Consider the following 19403-nt stretch of genomic DNA (forward strand, 5'->3'; position numbering starts at 1 on the left):
GCAGGGCCGAGCGAACAGCGAGCCCCGCAACGTAGCGCCGACGAGCGCAGCGAGGCGGAGGCCCCCAAAAAGCACTTAAAATCCAATCAGTTCATCGGTTAGTTTTTCTCTGCTCCAGCTATTGAGGTTGATACTAATGCCGAAGCGAGCCCAAAAGTTATTTTTATCCTTCATATAATTGCGGAGGCGTTCATTGGAGTAAAAAGAGTAGGAAATTTGGGCCAGTCCATCGCCAATATCGAGCAGCAGACCGAGATCGTAAAAAATGGCATCGGCGGGGCTGTCTAGTTGGAGAGAGGGGGCGGTGTTTTCAAAATATCCCAGATCAAAATAGGGCTGTAGGCGAAAATAGGGCAGGCGGAAAGGTAGTCGAATGGGCAAATCGGCTCGGAGATTTATGGCGCCAATAAAGCTATTGCTGCGGCCATCGCCAATGGCTTGGGCGTTGGCAATGGGTAATTTAAAGCCCCCTTCTTTGATTAAAACCTGCTGTTCGGAAAAACCCGATTGGATATTTCGGCCCAAAACATAGTTGTCATAATGGTAGTCATGGGCATTTCGGCTGAGCAAATGCAGGGGGTAAGCGCCAAAATCTCGATCGCTATGAAAGGGGAAGCCACCAAAGAAAAAGCGGAGACCGACCTTTTTGCCTACGGCATAATACCAGTCTTTTTGTCCCTCTAGACTGAGTTTGAGGTACTGCTCTTGGCCTTGATCGTATTGGGCAAACTCTAGGGCCAATTTATAATTTGCTGGGGCCAAAGGGTGGCGGTTTTCCCAGCGATAATAGAGGCGGTGGACCGATCTAAAGCTAGCCGTTTTGCCCAAATAGCTAATGTTATTCAGGCTGTCGCGCTCAAAGTTTTCCTCCTCTTCTCGAATCAATAGGTTTTCTAGGCCAATATATTGCCGCCTAAATTGGCGGCCTGCCTTGGGGCGCAGGGCTAGCTCCGCCGCCAAGCGCCAACGCTGATATTGCAATTTATAGTTGTAGCGCTCACGGCTAAAATAGCTGTAGCGCTTATAGCCCAAACTAATTTGATAATCCTTGATTTTGCCCTTTTGCAAGCCTTTGTGAAAGGTAAATTGGCCCTGCCCCAAGAGCTGCTCGGAGCTCGTCCCAACCAAAGGATAAAGTTGATAGCGCCAATTTTTGGGAAAAATCGGATTGCTGTAAACTCCCAAGCCTAGCAGCAGGCCATCATGGGCATTATAGCCAATAATGGGGGCCACCGAAGGCGCCTGATTGGTGAAATCTGGACTAGGGTAGAGCAGGTTAATGCGCTTCCGTTTGGAGCGAGCAAAATACCGCTGTTGGTTGGCTCTGTTGTAATCGGGCAAATAGGCAAAAGGGTCTATTTCTAGGCTATGCGCATGGGCCAATTTGGGGATGCGGAAGCTTTTTGTTTCTCCCGCCGCCAAGGGGGGCAACTTAAAGGCCTGCAAGAGCTCGCCTTCCTCATTCATATAGGCCAAAAAGATGGGGGGAGCGGCTTGGCCCTTATTCTGAATTTGGACCAATAGGCTGTCGCTGCCCAAATTACTCAGTTTTGCTAGGGCCAAATCTACTCGCTTTTTATCTTGTAGCAGCTCCTGAAAACACCAGCCTAAATCTTGGCCGCTGCCCTGCTCAAACTCCCTTTGCAGTTCTTGGGGACCAAGATGTTTGAACTGCCATTTTTCATAAATCGCTTGCAGAATGCTATCCATTTTGGGCTGGCCCAAATGCTGTTCTAGATAAGAGAGAATGAGGCTAGGTTTGGCATAGGCGGCCAAATAATAATTAAAGTTGCTCAGGCTATCAGAGGGCAGGGCGCTAGATTGCTCCTCATTGCGCTGGGCCTGCAGCAGATAGGCCAAATAGGCTTGGCGCAAGGGCTGGCCGCCATATTCTTGCTGCATATAACGGCTCTCGATATAAGAATTAAAGCCCTCATCTATCCAAGGATGTTTGCGCTCATTGCTGGCCAAAATTCCATACCACCAATTATGACCAATTTCATGGGCCAAAAGGAGGTCCAAATATTTTTTACTGCTAGTGGGGTTGATGATCGTAATCATAGGGTATTCCATGCCGCCACCCGCGCCTAAGGGACCTTGGACCGCCGTAATTTGGGGATAGGGATACTCGCCCATCACTTTAGAATAATAGCGTGTCGATTTTTCCATAAAGTCGGGCGCCAACTGCCAGATATAAGCTTCTTCGGCCTCAAAAAAGGCCCAAAGAGGCAGCTTTCGGCCAGTGGCTAGGGGCATCTCTTTTTTCAGGACATAAAAGTCTTTGTTCAAAAAGAGGGCAAAGTCTTGTACGTTTTTAGCCTGATAATGCAATTGCTTAAAGCTGCTATCTGAAGGAAGGCTAGGGGGGGGATCTACCGAAAGCCCAATCAGGTCCATTTTTGCGCAGGCTTTGGCCCAATCAGCCAGGCGTTTTTGCTCGGCTGCTGTTTGTAGCTGGCCAGTGGCGGCCACCCAATAATTGGCAGGCAGCTCTATATATATATCGTAATCGCCAAATTCTCCATAAAACTCGCCTTGGTCCAAATAGGGCATAGGATGCCAGCCCTCTGCATCATAAACGGCTACTTTGGGATACCACTGACAAAGCTGATAATATTGTTTTTGATGGCCCAAACGAGAAAAACTAGCCGGTACTTTTAAGTGAAAAGGGCTTTCAATTAGCAAACTGTCGCCTGGGGCAAGGGGGCTACTCAGCTCCAGCCGCAGCATTTCTTGGCCCCCCAAAGGAAAACTGCTGCTAAGGCTTTGGCTAGGGCTGCTAAAGTCTAGACTATCTATTCCCCCACGGGCCGAATCTGCCGCAAACTGAAAACTCAGGTCGCCATTTTCCGCCAATTGATGGGCAAAGGGACTGCCGTTGTTGCGGTAGGCATTGGGCCAAAGATGTATCCATATTTCAGTTAGACTATCTGCCGACTGGTTCTGATAGCTCATTTTCCAATGACCCGATAAACTATGCTGGGCCTCATTGAGCCGAAAGTGAATCTCATAACGGCTCTGCTGCTGAAAGTAGTCGCTGCTTTGCCCCCAAACAGACAAAAAGCCAGAACAGAAAAAGAGCAAAAGTGCTAGAATTGATTTCATATTAGGAAGTATGTTTTTTGCCAATATTTTCTATTGGTTTATTTGGATTAGGTTTTGTGAGGTTAATTTTTTTTTAGATTTATGTATTCTAATTATTTAATCTAAACATTTGTCAATTATGAAGAATCTTATTTTTAATTTATTTAGTCTTTTTGTGACTTTCGCTTTATTGGCTTCCTGCCAACAAGCAGAGGTAGAAATGGCCCAAGAAACCCTTAAGTCAGTAGATAGCTACCAAACGCTAGCGCAAGCTCAGCCCCTAGAAGAAGGAATTGAGCTGCCCAAGGGCACCCAATGGAAATATACGGATGCTAGCCAAACTTCGGTAGAGTTTGTTTTGCCTCAAGGTTATAGCTTTTTGTTACAGGACAAAGAGACAAAGGCGGTAAGCTTGGCTCCTACTGGCGGCTACTCTTGTACCTGTTCTGCTTCTGGGAGTTGTACTGTTATATTTAATAATAGTGCTGGTTATGGCTGTCTAAGTGGAACATGTACGGGAAAATGTACAGGCCAGAAAACAAAAGGATTGAAGTCAAATCTAGAAATTTTGGGAGTGCTTTACACTGCTCAGGATGATATTAGTTATGAAACTGCGGCCAAGGCTTCTTTGTCTGCTGCGGGCATCGAGGCTTTTACCCAATTGCCTGAGCTCCAAAAACTCATTCAAGAGCATTATGATTTTGTGTACGGTGGAGGCGATTTGCCTGATTTTCCCAAGGGAGAAGATTTAGTTCAATTATCAGAAGAGGATTACGTTTTAGCGCAAAGTTATTTTTATGGACAGGCCTTTCAGTTGCTGATCCCCTATAGCCCCGATTTTTCTTTCTTTTTTCCTGATGTGAAGCTTACTGCTCCTGGCGATGCTCCAAAATCTTGTAGCTGTACCTCAGGTGAAGGTAAGGGCTGTGCACTAAAGAAAGTGGGTAGATGGACTTATGTAGCCTATTACTGCACGGGCTGCACTACTTGTACCATGAATGATTAAGTTGTTTTGGGGCCTCCCGCCTTCGGCGGGCGCTACGCTTTAGGGCTCGCAGGTCTGCTCGGCCCTTCGCCAGCAAGCTGGCTCGGTCTGGCGCTACGCGCCACCCTGTCGCATCGCTAGGCCAGGCGCTGCGCGCCTCTGCTGCATCGGTTACTCCCTTCGGTCGTAGAACGGCGCCCTAAAGGGCTTGTTGTGGCCTGCGGCCCCAAAAAAATAGGGAGATAAAATTTTTTAGATTAAAAAGTTACGCCCCCGCTGCCATTGGCAGCGGGGGCGTTTTTATTGATCTTCTGCTTTATTTAGTGCAGATTCAATTTGGGCTTGAGGTCTTCATGCGCATAAAACTCATTGATAATGCGAACCACCTCTTGGGGATCATCGGTAATGGGCATCAGATCCAAATCTTTGGGGCTTACATTATGCTCTTGTTCTAGCATCACGTTTTTGATCCAATCCTTTAGGCCGGTCCAGAACTCAGAACCTACCAAAATGATGGGAACAGGAGAGCTCTTTTGGGTTTGGACCAAAGTAAGGACCTCAAAGAGTTCGTCCATGGTACCAAAACCACCAGGCAGCACCACTAAGGCTTGGGCATACTTTACAAACATCACTTTGCGGATGAAGAAGTACTTGAAGTTAAAAATCTTGTCGTTGTCAATATAGTCGTTATGGCCTTGCTCAAAAGGAAGGTCAATATTAAGCCCTACAGAAGGACCTCCCGCTTGCTTGGCGCCCAAGTTGGCCGCCTCCATAATACCAGGGCCACCACCTGTAATAATACCATAGCCCTCATCGACCATCAATTTGGCAATTTCGGTAGCTAGTTTATAGTAGGGGTTGTCGGGCTTGGTACGGGCCGAGCCAAAAATAGATACGCAGGGACCAATATCATTGAGGCGCTCGTAGCCATCTACAAATTCTGCAATTACCTTGAACATGGTCCAAGAGTTTTCTGCCTTAATTTTAGACCACTGTCTGGGGTTGTTTTTAGAATGCTTTTCTTTTTCGGTCATAGTTAAAATATTTTAAGTTGGGCCCTAGGCACAAAAAAATGCCATCTTTTTAAATAAAAAGAAGGGCCATCAATAATAGTCGTTCTGGCTTTTTGCAAGGCAAAAGCTCAGCAATTTATCAAAATAAAACTGAAAAAGGGAAGATAAAACTGTATTTTAGGCGGCTTGACGGCCTTTTTTTGGACCAAAAAAACAAAAAGCATGAAAAAGATAGCTGTTTTTACATCAGGAGGCGATTCGCCAGGAATGAATGCTTGCATTCGCGCAGTGGTGCGGGCCGCTATTTATAATCAGGTAGAGGTGCTCGGTATCCGTAGAGGCTATGCGGGAATGATTTTGGGAGATTTTATCCCCTTGGACCGAGAAGGGGTGCAGGGCATCATCAATAGAGGTGGGACCATTTTGGGCTCTGCCCGCTCTGCCGAATTCATGACGCCTGAAGGTCGCCAAAAAGCCTTTGAACAATTGCAAGCAGCTGGAGTAGGTGGGGTAGTCGTCATTGGAGGCGATGGTTCTTTTAAGGGGGCTACGGTCTTTATGGAAGAACATCCCGAAATTCCCTTTGTGGGCATTCCAGGTACCATAGACAACGACCTATATGGAACAGATTATACCCTGGGCTATGATACGGCCATCAATACGGCCCTAGAAGCCATTGATAAAATCCGTGATACCGCCGAGGCCTACAACCGCTTATTTTTTGTAGAAGTTATGGGCCGAGATGCAGGTTTTATTGCCTTGCGTTCGGGAATTGCTGGTGGGGCCGAGGCCATTTTGGTCCCTGAAGTAGAAACAGACATCCCTTTGCTGATTCAGCAAATAGGGGAGTACCATGAGAAGCACAAACACTCCTGTATTATTGTAGTGGCCGAGGGCGATGATGCTGGCGGCGCCTTTGAATTGGCCAAGCAAGTTCGGGATAAGGTCCCTTATGAAGAAAGCCGAGTGACGGTTTTGGGCCATATTCAGCGAGGAGGAACCCCTAGTTGTGCCGACCGTGTGCTGGCTGCCCAAATGGGCATTGGCGCGGTAGAAGCCCTATTGGCCAATAAAAAAGGAGTTATGATTGGGGTACAGCACAAACAAGTTGTAGAAGTCCCCTTTGAGCAATCTACCAAACACAATATTGGAATTAGCCCTAGCCTGAAAAAAGTAGCCCATATTCTTTCGGCTATTTAGGCCTAGCTATAGCCGCAGAGGCGCGCAGCGCCTGGCCACAACAAGCCCTTTAGGGCGCCGTTCGATGACCAAAGGGAGTAACCGATGCGGCAGTAGAGGCGCGCAGCGCCTGGCCACAACAAGCCCTTTAGGGCGCCGTTCGATGACCAAAGGGAGTAACCGATGCGGCAGTAGAGGCGCGCAGCGCCTGGCCTAGCGATGCGACAGGGTGGCGCGCAGCGCCAGACCGAGCCAGCTTGCTGGCGAAGGGCCGAGCAGACCTGCGAGCCCTAAAGCGTAGCGCCCGCCGAAGGCGGGAGGCCCCAAAAAGAAAAAAAGCTAAAAATAAGCGGGTCAATGAAATATGCTTATCTTTGTGGGCTGAATACGAAAGATACAGCAGTTGGTCTAGAAAACTTGGGCCGACAGACTTCAGACGAACTTAATTATTATAGAAGATATGGAAAATTTGGTAGCCATTATAGGGCGGCCCAATGTAGGAAAATCGACCTTTTTTAACCGAATGTTGGGGATGCGTCAGGCCATTGTAGATGATGTGAGCGGCGTAACCCGTGACCGACAATATGGCTCGACAGAATGGAACGGCAAGCGCTTTCATTTGGTAGATACCGGTGGATTTATTGGCGATGGAGAAGATGTATTTGCTGCGGCGATCCGTAAGCAGGTGCGCATGGCCATTGAAGAAGCGCAGGTGGTCGTATTTATGGTAGATGTAGAAACGGGAATTACCGACCTGGATGCGCAGGTGGGCCGTTTGCTCAAGGAGATCAGCAAACCTGTTTTGTTGGCCGTAAATAAAGTAGATAACAACGAACGCCAGCTCATGATTCATGAGTTTTGGGCCATGGGATTTGATAATCTTTATCCCATTAGCTCAACTTCTGGGAGTGGAACTGGCGACCTATTGGATGCTTTGACGGATATTATTCCGGGTATTCCCGAAGAAGATAACCGCCTTCCGCATATTGCCATTGTGGGCCGACCCAATGCGGGAAAGTCTTCTTTTGTCAATCTCCTTTTGGATGAAGAGCGCTCTATTGTTACGGATATTGCTGGAACTACCCGCGATAGCGTGCATGCGCATTACAATAAATTTGGACAAGAATTTATCTTGGTCGATACCGCCGGTTTACGCCGTAAGCGCTCAGTAAAAGAGGACCTCGAGTTTTACTCGGTCTTGAGAGCTATCCGCTCTTTGGAATCTGCCGATATTTGTGTATTGATGTTGGACGCCAGCAAGGGAATTGAGGCCCAAGACCTTAATATCTTCCGCCTAGCCATCAAGAATAACAAAGGGATTGTCATCTTTGTCAATAAATGGGATTTGGTCGAGAAAAGCACCAACACGCTCAAGGAATATGAGGACCACATCCGCGAGCGCATTGCGCCTTTTAGCGATGTGCCCATCGTCTTTATCTCTGTTTTGGAGAAGCAGCGGGTGCTCAAAGCCATTGATGTGGCCATTGAGGTACATGAAAACCGCAGCAAACGGATCACCACTTCTAAATTGAATACCTTTTTGGAAGAAACCTTGGCCGCTTATCATCCCCCCGCTTATCGGGGCCGCATGATCTCGATCAAGTATATGGTCCAATTGCCCACGGCTTATCCCTCTTTTGTATTTTTCTGTAATCACCCTAAGCATGTTTCAGAATCTTACAAAAAGTATTTGGAGAACAGCCTGCGGGCCCGCTTCGATTTTACCGGAGTACCGCTTAAGCTCTACTTTAGAGATAAGTAAATAGCAAATAGAAAAAGGCCAGTAGTTCGCACTATTGGCCTTTTTTGTTAATCAGAATCGCCGTGTCAAAGAAAACAAAAATCATCTTGGGGGTAGACCCCGGCTCTATTTTGCTGGGCTATGCCTTCTTAAAAGCAACTGGCCAAAAGGTCGAGCTGCTGAGTATGGGCGTTTTGGATATGCGCAAGATGGAGCGCCAAGCCCAAAAGATGAGTTTCATTTATAGCGAGCTAGATCGCCTGATTCAATATTATGAACCCTCTACAGGCGCTTTAGAAGACCCTTTTTATGGCAAAAACGCCCAGTCGATGCTCAAGTTAGGGCGGGCGCAGGGGGCGGTGATGGCCGTTATGGGCAATCATGGCCTAACTGTAGCAGAATACAGCCCCAGAAGCATCAAAAAAGCCGTAACGGGCAAGGGCGCCGCCAGCAAGGAGCAAGTAGCGGCCATGCTGCCCCATCTGGTTAAAGGCGATTTTCATCACGATTTCTTAGATGCTACCGATGCCGTGGGCGTGGCCTATTGCCATCATTTGCAGGGCAGCTCGGCCAGCCCAGACGGCAAACGCTACAAGGGCTGGGGCGATTTCCTCAATAATAATCCCAAACGCAAGGGCTAATGGGCAACCGCATCTTTGCGCTGCTCAAACAGATTTGGGCCAATAAAGGACTGCGCATTTTGCTGCAAGTCCTTTTGTTTATCAGCCTAGCCTACTTGCTCAAGCAGCAGTGGCAGCGGGCGGCAGCAGAGCTGCCGCCCCTCTCTTGGCAACGCTTTCAGGCAGAGTTTTCCTTTTTTTATTTTTCTTTGGCCCTCTTGCTTTTGCCTCTCAACTGGGCCTTGGAGGCCCAAAAATGGCGGGTTTTGCTGGCCGTACCTATGGCTTTTTCTAGGGCCATAAAAGCTATTTTTATGGGCCTGGCCTTGGGGGTGTTTACCCCCAACCGAATAGGCGAACATGCGGGCCGATTGCTCTATTTACCCAAGGAACTTCGAGCCCAAAGTTTGTCCTCTAGTGCTTTTGGTAGCCTGGCCCAATGGATCGTTTTGGTGGCGGCTGGCCTGCTGGCTTTTGCCTATCGAGAAATGGCCCAATTGCCTATTCCCGCTTGGTTTTTGGCCCAAAAGTATTGGCTGTATGGGGTTTTGCCTCCGCTTTTGCTGCTTTTGTTGGGCCTCTATTTTTTTGGGCCGCAGTGGTGTTCGCGCTGGACCTTTTTGCAAAAGTACGCCTTCCTAAAACTCAATTTGCCCAAACGCAATTTGACCGCCGTTTTGGGCCTTTCGCTGCTCCGCTATAGCTGCTATATTCTCCAAAATGTGGCTTTGCTCTACGCTTTTGGCGCCCGCCCCCCTTTTTTACTGGCCGTTACAGCCGTGCAATTGGTCTTTTTGGCCCAAACGGCTCTGCCCATTCCCGCCTCGGCGGCTTTGTTGGCTCGAGCCTCGCTTTCGCTCTATTTTTTGGCCCCCATCGCCGCCGATCACATCCTTTGGGCCAGTTTTACGCTCTGGCTAATCAATATTTTTCTACCTACTCTCATAGCTAGCCTACTAGGCTTTTTTTACCTAAATGCTAAGAAAAGGAAGACCTAGCTGTTGTTTTGGGGGCCTCCGCTGCGGCTTCGCCTTGCGGCGCTACGCTTTGGGGCTCGCAGGTCTGCTCGGCCCTGCGTCGCCTTCGGCTCCTTGGTCTGGCCTTCGGCCACCCCGCCGCATCGCTAGGCCGCTCCTCCCTTCGGTCGTCGAATTTTGGGCCAGCACTTTAGGGAAAACGATAGCGAAGGGCCAAGCCCAAGCTAGAGGAAGCTGGCCGGCAGCTCCAGCCCTCTTCCCTGAATAGGGGGCGCCCTAGGCGCTTTTGGACCAAATACTCAAAACCATCATAAGCAAATAGAAAACCGCCCTGCAACAAAATAGATTTGCCGTAGCCACGGCGGCCCTCTTCTTGGCCCGGATAACGGTCGGCTGTGGCCAAAAGAGCAGCCCCAGCCCCCATATATAAAAGGTCTAGGCCTGTATTGATGAGGTAGATGTTCTGGACCTTTCGCTGTTTCTTTCGAGCATCGGCCAAGCTGAGCCCAGGCTCAGCGGGCTTCATCAAAAGGACCGAGCCGCCAATAATGGCCAAGTTGATTCCGCCCCAAATCATATTCATTTCATGAAAGGCCCGCTCTTCTTCTCCCTGGCTTAGCCCATAGCCAACCGCTCCTACGCCTAAGGAAGCCAAGGACCAGCCCCCCAATAAGTACATGCCTTTTTTTTGCTCTGCAGCAGAGGCCCGAGCATAATCATAGGGCCTTTTGTCTTGCCCCCAAGAAGATAAACTGCTGCCCAAGAAGAGGCAGATTAGGATCATTGTTCTCATCGTTTTTCTTTTCTAAACGATGAATAGGACCAAAAAGATTTTTGAAAACAAAGAGGAGAAAAGCATAACTTAAGGCAGCGGCCCGGTATTTATTTATAACCCCAATAGCCTATTCTCCTTGAAATAGCCCGATTTAAAGTTTTCTAAAAGAGACAGCCCTTTTTAATAAAAATCGTATTATTATATAGTGTAGGCCAATTCAGGAAACAATCTCATTATCAATCATATGAACCAATATCAGACGCTACTCCATAAACTAGATGCGTTTATTCGAAAATACTATCTCAATAACTTGATCCGAGGCAGCTTGCATAGCTTGGCCCTAGTTTCAGTTATTTGGGTGACCTTTGTGCTTTTAGAGCATTATGTATTTACGTCTTCGGTCTCCTCTATGGCTTTCCGCAAAAGCTTGTTTTATAGCTTTGTGGCCTTGGCGGGCCTAGGACTTAGCTATTGGGTCATTTGGCCTTTGCTGCAATATTTCCGTTTGGGTAAGGTGATTTCTCATGAGAAAGCCGCCCAGATTGTGGGCCAGCACTTTAGCAATGTGCAAGACAAGTTGCTCAATGTGTTACAGCTCAACCAACAGGCGAAGGCAGAAAATAGCGCTTTGTTGCTAGCCGCCATCAACCAAAAAACAGTAGAATTGGCCCCCGTGCCTTTTCAAAAGGCGATTGATTTGCGCAAAAATCGCAAGTATTTGCGTTTTGTGCTGCCCCCTTTGTTTATCTTCTTTGGGCTGTTGGTCTTTTCTAATATTGTACAGAATAGTACGGGCCGCATCCTCTCTAATAATCAAGAGTTTGAGCGCCAAGCACTCTTTGGTTTTGTTCCCCGCAATTTGGACCAAAAACTACTGCAATATGAAGACTTTGAACTTATTGTAGATATTGAAGAAAAAGGCGCTCTGCCCGCAGAGGTCTTTATTGAGGTGGATAATTATCAGTTTAAGATGGAGAAACTGAACCCCACCCAATTTCGCTATACCTTCCCCAAGGTCCAAGAAGATCTTAATTTCCGCTTTCAAGCCAATGGCTTTAGCTCTAAGAGCTATAGCATGAACGTTTTGGAAAAACCCAATTTGCTGAATTTCCAAACCGCCCTAGATTTTCCTGCCTATACGGGCCGAAAAGATGAAACCCTAGACAATGTAGGCGACCTAGTGGTCCCAGCAGGCACTAAAGTAGAATGGTTGTTTGCCGCCAACTTTACCGATGAGCTAGGCGTTCGCTTTGCTGGAGAAGAACGCCAAGAAGCCGAACGCTCTGGCCGCCAAAACTTTAGTTTCAAACGCCAACTACAAGCCGATGGTAGCTATAAAATTTACCTCTCTAATGCTAAATTGCCTATGGGCGATTCTCTAAATTATAGTATTACCGTTATTCCCGATCTCTACCCCCAAATTGAGATGGAAAAGTTTGCCGATAGCACCGATAGCAAATTGATGTATTTTGCTGGCTCGGCCTCTGATGATTATGGCCTAAATAGCCTCGCTTTTCATTATACGATTGAGCGAGATGGAAAAATCTTGCGCCAAGAAAGAGACCCCCTGCCCATCCGCAGCAATAAGCAAACAACTTATCGCTATACCCTTAATTTGCGTAATATGGGCCTAGAACCCGGCGATAAACTTAGCTACTATTTCCAAGTTTGGGATAATGATGGCGTGCAAGGGAGCAAGTCTTCTAAAACCAGCAGAATGGTTTACCAAATGGCTACCGTAGAAGAAATGAAGGCCCAAGAAGAAAAAAATGATCAAGCCATAAAATCTGATTTGGAAGAAGCCCTAGCCGAAATAGAAAAACTCAAAAGAGAAATTAAAAAGGCTAAGGAAAATGTATTGCAGAAAAATGAGCTCAATTGGCAAGACCGCCGAGAAATTGAAAAGCTCATCCAACAGCAAAAAGAAACACAGGAGAAAATCCAAAATGCCGAGCAGAATTTCCAAGAAAATAAAGAGCAGCAAGAACAGTATCAACAAGCCGATGAAGAATTGCTCAAAAAACAGGAAATGATCGAAGAGCTTTTTGAAGAGGTGATGTCTGATGAGATGAAAGAACTCTTTGAAAAGATGGAAGAGATGCTAGACAAAATGGATAAAAATGAGGTCCTCGAACAACTCGAAAATATGGAGATGAACGAGGAGGAAGTAAAAGACGAATTGGACCGCATGCTTAGCCTCTTCAAGAAAATGGAGCTGGAAAAAGAAATGATAGACGCCAAAGAAGAACTCGAACAATTGGCCGAAGAACAAGAAGAATTGGCCAAGGAAACCGAGCAAAAAGAAGGTGAACAACAATCTGCCGAAGAGCAAAAAGAACTAGAGGAAAAGCAAGAAGAAATCAACGAGAAGTTCGAAGAGATTCAGGACAAAATGGATAAGGCCAAAGAGAAAAACGAAGAACTCGATCAGCCAATGGAAATGGAGAATGAAGACCTCAAGGAACAGAAAAAAGAAGCCCAAGAAAATCTTCAAAATTCTTCGGACCAACTTAAAAAGAAGCAGAATAAACAGGCGGCTAAGTCCCAGAAAAGCGCAGCCAAAAAAATGAAGGAAATGGCCAAAGAAATGGGCGAAATGATGGGCGAAGGCCAAATGAAACAAATGGAGCAAGATGTAAAAGCGATGCGCCAATTGCTAGAAAATTTAGTCGACCTCTCTTTTGACCAAGAAGCCCTAATCGATGAGGTACAGGCCACCCTGCCCAATACGCCCAAATATGTCAAGCTGGTCCAAAAACAATATAAAATCAAAGACGATTTTAAACAGGTGGAGGATAGCTTGCAAGCCCTAGCCAAAAGAGTTTACCAACTCGAAAGCTTTATTACCGAAAAGGTCAATGATACCAAAAAGACCCTGAATAAAGGCATCGACCTGCTGGAGGAACGCCAAAAACGCCCCGCTATGGTCCAACAACAATATAGTATGACCTATATCAATGACCTAGCCCTGATGCTTAGCGAATCGATGAACCAAATGCAACAGCAAATGGCTAGCGAAATGGCCGGTGAACAAATGTGCGAAAAACCCGGCAGCCAAGGTAAACCCGGTAGCCAAGGCCAAGGAAAGGGCGAAGATGGTAGCCAACCCAATATGGGCGGTATGAAGGAGATGCAGAAAGGCCTGCAAGAACAACTCAAAAAGCTAGAGCAAATGATGAAAAATGGCCAGTCGCCCTCTAGTAAACAGTTTGCAGAAATGGCCGCCAAACAAGCCGCTATCCGCAAAGCTATGGAGAAAATGAAACGCGAACTCCAAGAAAAAGGCAAGGGCGGCGGAAAAGAACTGCAAGATATTATTGACCAAATGGATAAGGTGGAAACTGACCTAGTCAATAAACGCCTACCCTCTGATATCAATAAACGCCAACAAGATATCCTCAGCCGTATGCTCGAACATGAAAAGGCCCAAAGAGAAAGAGAATACGACGACCAAAGACGAGCCGAACGACCCAATGAAGAATTACCCAAAAATATGCCCCCCGCAATGGAGGAATACCTCAAAGAAAGAGAGGGGCAAGTGGAACTCTTCCGGACCGTTTCGCCTAACCTCAAACCCTATTACAAGAAAAGAGTAGAAGGCTATTTTAGAGCCCTCAGATAAATGTAGTTAGTGGATAGAATTCTCCCCAAGGAGCCCCGCAATCGCAGGGCTCCTTTTTTTGTCCAACTAACCGCATCTAGAATTTTGGGCGAAGCCCAAAATGGCCTAGGGGCCTGTAAGGGGGGCCGAAGGCCAGACCAAGGAGCGAAGCGACGCAGGGCCGAGCAGACCTGCGAGCCCTGCAAGGGCCCGGCCGCCAAAGGCGGCAGGCCCCCAAAAAAAAGGTTACAAAAACTAGATTAACTTTAAATGAGGATTAGGTTTATTTCAGATGAAGTGAAGCTTAATTAGTTGTTAAGCAAAATATTATTTTGATGAAATTGAGTAGCTAAAGATAATAGGCAATTAACGAGCAGTTAAAGAGAAAAGACTTCCTTTGTAGGCAAATAGTCCCCCCAAGTATCAAATCGACTTTTCTCAACTCCAAATTTTACCTAATGAAACATCTTCGCATTCTCTCTTTCTTGCTGCTGCTGAGCAGCCTGATTTTTACGGCCTGCAAAAAAGAGGAAAACAATTCGGGCATCTCGGGCAGCCTAATCGATAGCAATGGCGATGCCCTAGCAGGCGTGAGCGTGACGGTTTATGACCTAGATGGGGCAGAGGTCGCAACGACTAGCTCCGCCGCCGATGGCCGCTATTCTATTGAAGGAACAAGCAACGGAAGTATCGAGTTTATGAAGCTGGCTTACCGTACTGTCGAGCAAAGTTTGAATGGCGAAGAGGAGCAAGTTATTAACGCTTCTTTGCAAGATGATGCCTTTGTCTCTAGCTATTTTACGACCGCCAATAATCTAGTCGATAGCAGCGCAGGCATTTTCCAAAGCAACTCAGTTTTGCCCGCTAGCAGCCTCAGTTTTGGTACGCAAGCCGTACTAAATGATAACTGGTTTGTCTCTACAAACTTCAAAGGAGCCCTAGATCCCAATAGCACGGCCTGGTACGATGGCTGGTCTTTTTATAGCCGAATTGTGGCCGGAAATACAACTTCTGCCGCCCTGCCCACAGCTCGCCCGAGCCGCACAATTAGCGATAGCCTAATGCAAAATGCCGCCGATTCGGTCTATTGGAGCAAGGATACAATTTATGTTTTGGAGGGCTTCGTTTTTGTCAGTAGCGGCCAAACGCTCTTCATCGAAGAAGGGACCATTGTCCAAGGAAAGGCTGGCTCTGGCGCCGATGCTTCTGCCCTGATTGTGGCCTCAGGCGGCAAGTTGATGGCTGAAGGAACCGCCAGCGAACCTATCATTTTTACCTTTGAAGGCGACCAAGGCGGAACCGCCGCTACCGAACGTGGCCGCTGGGGCGGACTCATCGTTCTCGGTAAGGCTAGCCTCAATTCTACGCCCGGCCAAACCCAAATTGAAGGGATTCCTAGCTCGGAAAGCCGTGGCCTTTATGGCGGAACCCTAGACAATGATAATTCTGGCGTGATTCGCTATGTTTCTATCCGCCATGGTGGCTCAAATATTGGCGCCGATAACGAAATTAACGGCCTTACACTTGGAGGGCTAGGCTCCGGAACAACTATCGAATATGTCGAGGTGATCGGCAATAAGGACGATGGTATCGAGTGGTTTGGCGGCACCGTAGATGCCAAATATCTCATCTCCGCTTTCTGCGCCGATGATGCCCTAGATTATGATGAGGGCTACCGTGGCCGCAATCAGTTTGTGATCGTTCACCAAAATGAAAATCCCAATGATGATGCCGACCGTGGCGGCGAACATGATGGCGGTACCAACCCCGAAACCGCTACGCCCTACGCCACGCCCACTTTCGCCAACGCCACTTTTGTGGGCAATCCCAACAGCCGCGCCATTACTTTTCGAGACAATGCCGGCGGCCAATATTATAACTCTATTTTTAGCGGCTTTGACCGAGGCATCGATATCGAGGACCTGATCGGCCAAGAGCAAGATAGCTACAAACAATGGCAAGATGGCAACCTCAAAATCGAGGGCTGTATCTTCCACAATATCAATGCGAGCAACATCTTCCGCACATCCAATTAAGTCAGTTTTGTATAGGCTCAGCGTCTTTTAGGCGCTGGGCTTTTTTTATGATGTTTTGGGGCCTCCGCAGCAAGCTGCGGCGCTACGTTCCAGGGCTCGCAGGTCTGCTCGGCCCTGCGGCCTAACGGCCTTGGTCTGCGGCTTCGCCGCCCCCTTTCACATCGCTAGGCCAAATGGAAGCTCTGCGCTTTGCGCCCTGCCCCCGGCAAGATATCCTTTCCGCTTTTTTCAATATGTATGGATTATGAAACAATTTTCACTACTTATTTTTCTGCTTTTCATTAGCCTGAGCCTAAGTCAGGCACAAGAAAAAACCGCTATGGCCAGCATTAGCGGCAAGGTCCTAGAGGCCAGCTCTGCCTATCCCGTGATTGGGGCCATGGTCTTTCTGCCCGAGCTCAATATTGGCGTGGTCACTAATTTTGAAGGAGAGTACCGCCTGCCCAATTTGCCCGCAGGCAGCTATAAGTTGCAATGCTCTTATTTGGGCTTTAGTACGCAAACCGTAGAAAATATTAGCTTAGCCCAGGGCCAAAGTTTCCAATTAGATTTCTCTCTGCAAGAAGAAGCCTTGGCCCAAGATGAAGTGGTGATCGAGGCCAAGCAAATCCGAAATACAGCCAATGCCTTGCTCACCATAAAAAGACAGTCTTCTCAGGTTTTGGATGGGGTCTCGGCTGCAGAAATTAAAAAAACTGGAGATAATGATGCCGCCGCCGCTATGCGCCGAATTACAGGCGTTACGGTAGAAGGAGGTAAGTATGTTTATGTGCGTGGACTAAGCGATCGCTATAGCAAAACGACACTAAATGGGGCCGAAATCCCCAGCCTAGACCCTAACCGCAATTCGGTCCAAATGGACCTTTTTCCCGCTAACCTCATTGATAATATTCTGGTCTATAAATCATTTAGCCCTAATCTTTATGGCGACTTTACTGGGGGCTATATCGATATTGAGACCAAGGATTTTCCAGAACGCTTTAGTATCAACGCCAGCTTGTCCACTTCTTACAATACGGTTTCTAGCTTCAATCCCAATTTGAATAGCTATGCGGGAAGCAGCACAGACCTGCTTGGCTTTGATGATGGCCTTCGCCAATTACCATCTAGCATCCCCCATATCGAAGAGGGCCAATTGCCCGAGTTTGAACCCAACAGCTCCGCCAATTTTAATGCAGCAGATGCACAGCAGATCGCCGCCGCTAGCCGCAGCTTTGCCAATAATTGGAAGCAGTCGGGCCGTAGCCGCTTCCTCAATAGCCGAGCGTCTTTTTCTATTGGTAATCAAAAAAAGTTGTTTGGCAAACCCCTAGGCTTTATTGCCTCAATCAGTTATAGCCAGCAGGCTAGCGGCTATACCAATGGAAATTATGGAATTTATGAGCTAGGCGGCAATAGCCAAAGCACCAACCGCCTGACTTCTCAGCTTCAATTGGAGGAGCAGCTGGGCCAAGATGAAACCCTTTGGGGAGCCATGCTAGGCGCTAGCTACAAACTGAATAAAAATAATCAGCTTCGCCTAACCGTTTTGCGTAACCAAAGCGCAACTTCTACCACCCGCTATGCCGAAGGGACCAAGTTTAGAGATGATCCCGATGATGTTTTTATTAGCCAATCTTGGCGGTTTTTAGAGCGCAGTTTAGGCAGCTACCAATTGGGCGGAAAACATTTTATCCCCAAATGGAAAAACCTAGAGATCAAATGGCAGAGCGCCTATTCGCTTTCTGCCCAAGATGAACCCGATCTGCGCTATTTTACTTATCGCTATCGGCCCGATCAAGACCGCTATTTTCTGAAGTTGAGTAGCGATAATAGCCCCAGCCGCTTTTATCGAGAAATGAATGAAAACACTTGGTCCAACCGACTTGATTTTAGTTTGCCTTACAAACAATGGAATGGCCTTTCGGCCAAGCTGATGGCCGGCGCCAGCTATAATAGAAAAGCTAGAACCTTTAGAGAAAATCGCATTGTCTTTCAGCAATCGGGGATTGTGGCCTTTAATGGCAATTTGACAGATTATTTTGCCGAGGACCAATTGCTCCAATATGATGCAGGCGAAAACCAATGGGCCAATAATGGCCAAGGCCTGTATGCCGATTCTGATATTGATCTACAAAATAGCTATGATGCCCAACAAGATGTTTTGGGCCTCTACCTCATGACGGAATTGCCCCTAACGAAGAAGTTGCGCTTGATCACGGGCCTAAGAATGGAACAAACTAGCCTGAGCATGCTTTCTCTAGATCCCGCTTTACAAGCTATTGATTCTTTGCATTTGGACCAATCTTCTCCTTTGCTCGAAAATTTGGACCTCTTGCCTGCGCTTAGCCTAAACTATGAGTTGAACGATAAAATGAAGTTGCGCTTTGCCTATTCTAGAACCTTGGCCCGGCCTAGTTTTAGGGAGTTGGCGCCCTACACCAACTTTGATGTAGATGGGGGCTATCTTTTGGCGGGCAACCCTAACTTGCAGCGCAGCCTCGCCGATAACATGGATCTGCGCTATGAGTTTTACCCCAGCTTTGCCGAATTGATTTCGCTTACGGGCTTTTTTAAGCAGTTTTACAATCCTATCGAGCGCACTTTTAATCCCACCGCCCCCAACTCAGAGATTACTTTCCGTAATGTAGAAGAGGCCCAAATTATAGGGCTAGAGCTAGAGCTGCGCAAAAACTTAGGCTTTATTGCTGCTTCGCTCAAGGACTTTAGCTTGGCGGCCAATTTTTCCTATATCTACTCGGCCACTAAAATTGATCCTTTAGAGTTAGCCGAGATTCGGGCTACTGTGGCCGATGCTAAGGATAGCCGCCCCATGTTTGGCCAATCGCCTTATTCGGCCAACTTCCTTTTGGCCTATAAAAATGATTATGGCACAACGGCTAATCTCGTTTTTAATGTTATTGGTCCCCGCATTTCCTTAATTGTTCGTGGAGGCACCCCCAATGTATATGAGCAGCCTGTTCCCCTTTTGGGTTTCAATTTGGCGCAAGAGCTAGGCAAGGGCTTCCGTCTGAGCTTGCGGGCAAACAATCTTTTGGGCAGCCGCTACCAAGAATCTTTGGAGTATAAAGGCCAAGAATACTTTATTCAGCGCTATGATTTGGGCCGAAGCTTTTCTTTGGGCGTCAATTATCGCTTTAATCGAGCCGCCGAATAGGGGAGTCTGTTTGAAATTTTGTGTTTCTCCTTTTTGCTGCCTAGGGACAAGCCCCTAGGCTAGCTTTTTTAGACAGCCCTCTAAAGAGGGCCTTTGGATGAGGTCCTTCTCGGCAAGAACTACTTAGCCAGTCCGTCTATATCAATCTTTGAGGCCCTTTAGGGCTGACTCCATTGGATTAGCCTAGGGGCTTGTCCCTAGGCGACTATTGGCCAAATCCTGCTTTGAAGCACTA

11 protein-coding genes are annotated in these 19403 nt (G+C 47.4%); 8 read left to right on the forward strand and 3 right to left on the reverse strand.

What is annotated here, in order from left to right; genetic code table 11:
• Positions 1-75: 75 nt before the first annotated feature.
• Complete coding sequence (locus SAPGRDRAFT_RS08870) at positions 76-3105, reverse strand: M1 family metallopeptidase (protein WP_002658817.1); 3030 nt, start codon at positions 3103-3105, stop codon at positions 76-78.
• A 118-nt stretch (positions 3106-3223) separates the two neighbouring features.
• On the opposite strand from SAPGRDRAFT_RS08870, the gene SAPGRDRAFT_RS08875 reads away from it, so the two are divergent.
• Positions 3224-4090 (forward strand): hypothetical protein, encoded by an 867-nt coding sequence (locus tag SAPGRDRAFT_RS08875; RefSeq protein ID WP_002658819.1) that lies wholly within the window; start codon positions 3224-3226, stop codon positions 4088-4090.
• 299 nt (positions 4091-4389) lie between these two features.
• On the opposite strand, the gene SAPGRDRAFT_RS08880 is transcribed toward SAPGRDRAFT_RS08875, so the two are convergent.
• The gene (locus SAPGRDRAFT_RS08880) at positions 4390-5103 is read right to left on the reverse strand and encodes a TIGR00730 family Rossman fold protein (RefSeq protein ID WP_002658821.1); all 714 of its coding nucleotides are present in this window, start codon (positions 5101-5103) and stop codon (positions 4390-4392) included.
• A 201-nt stretch (positions 5104-5304) separates the two neighbouring features.
• Here SAPGRDRAFT_RS08880 and pfkA point away from each other — a divergent pair, with 201 nt between their 5' ends.
• The 4 genes from pfkA (at position 5305) to SAPGRDRAFT_RS08900 (ending at position 9620) form a co-directional block, all read left to right on the forward strand.
• Positions 5305-6282 (forward strand): 6-phosphofructokinase, encoded by a 978-nt coding sequence (gene pfkA, locus SAPGRDRAFT_RS08885; protein WP_002658824.1) that lies wholly within the window; start codon positions 5305-5307, stop codon positions 6280-6282.
• 439 nt (positions 6283-6721) lie between these two features.
• Positions 6722-8023, forward strand: coding sequence for a ribosome biogenesis GTPase Der (gene der / locus SAPGRDRAFT_RS08890; protein WP_002658827.1), 1302 nt, complete (start codon positions 6722-6724; stop codon positions 8021-8023).
• 62 nt (positions 8024-8085) lie between these two features.
• Positions 8086-8643, forward strand: a complete 558-nt coding sequence (ruvC, locus tag SAPGRDRAFT_RS08895) for a crossover junction endodeoxyribonuclease RuvC (protein WP_051018655.1) — start codon at positions 8086-8088, stop codon at positions 8641-8643.
• Entirely contained in the window at positions 8643-9620 is a 978-nt protein-coding gene (locus SAPGRDRAFT_RS08900) for a lysylphosphatidylglycerol synthase domain-containing protein (protein WP_002658831.1), read from the forward strand. The genes ruvC and SAPGRDRAFT_RS08900 overlap by 1 nt, the downstream gene beginning before the upstream one ends.
• A gap of 169 nt (positions 9621-9789) precedes the next feature.
• On the opposite strand, the gene SAPGRDRAFT_RS19855 is transcribed toward SAPGRDRAFT_RS08900, so the two are convergent.
• Positions 9790-10392, reverse strand: coding sequence for a DUF6992 family protein (locus SAPGRDRAFT_RS19855; protein WP_156001880.1), 603 nt, complete (start codon positions 10390-10392; stop codon positions 9790-9792).
• Between the two features lie 226 nt (positions 10393-10618).
• Here SAPGRDRAFT_RS19855 and SAPGRDRAFT_RS08910 point away from each other — a divergent pair, with 226 nt between their 5' ends.
• The 3 genes from SAPGRDRAFT_RS08910 (at position 10619) to SAPGRDRAFT_RS08925 (ending at position 19168) form a co-directional block, all read left to right on the forward strand.
• The gene (locus SAPGRDRAFT_RS08910; RefSeq protein WP_002658834.1) at positions 10619-13996 is read left to right on the forward strand and encodes a DUF4175 family protein; all 3378 of its coding nucleotides are present in this window, start codon (positions 10619-10621) and stop codon (positions 13994-13996) included.
• Between the two features lie 437 nt (positions 13997-14433).
• The gene (locus SAPGRDRAFT_RS08920; protein WP_002658836.1) at positions 14434-16011 is read left to right on the forward strand and encodes a carboxypeptidase-like regulatory domain-containing protein; all 1578 of its coding nucleotides are present in this window, start codon (positions 14434-14436) and stop codon (positions 16009-16011) included.
• A 244-nt stretch (positions 16012-16255) separates the two neighbouring features.
• Positions 16256-19168 carry a TonB-dependent receptor gene (locus SAPGRDRAFT_RS08925; RefSeq protein WP_002658838.1) on the forward strand — a complete coding sequence of 971 codons (2913 nt, stop codon included), beginning with the start codon at positions 16256-16258 and terminating at the stop codon, positions 19166-19168.
• Positions 19169-19403: the final 235 nt, after the last annotated feature.

This window comes from Saprospira grandis DSM 2844 (assembly GCF_000275825.1).
Taxonomy (GTDB): domain Bacteria; phylum Bacteroidota; class Bacteroidia; order Chitinophagales; family Saprospiraceae; genus Saprospira; species Saprospira grandis_A.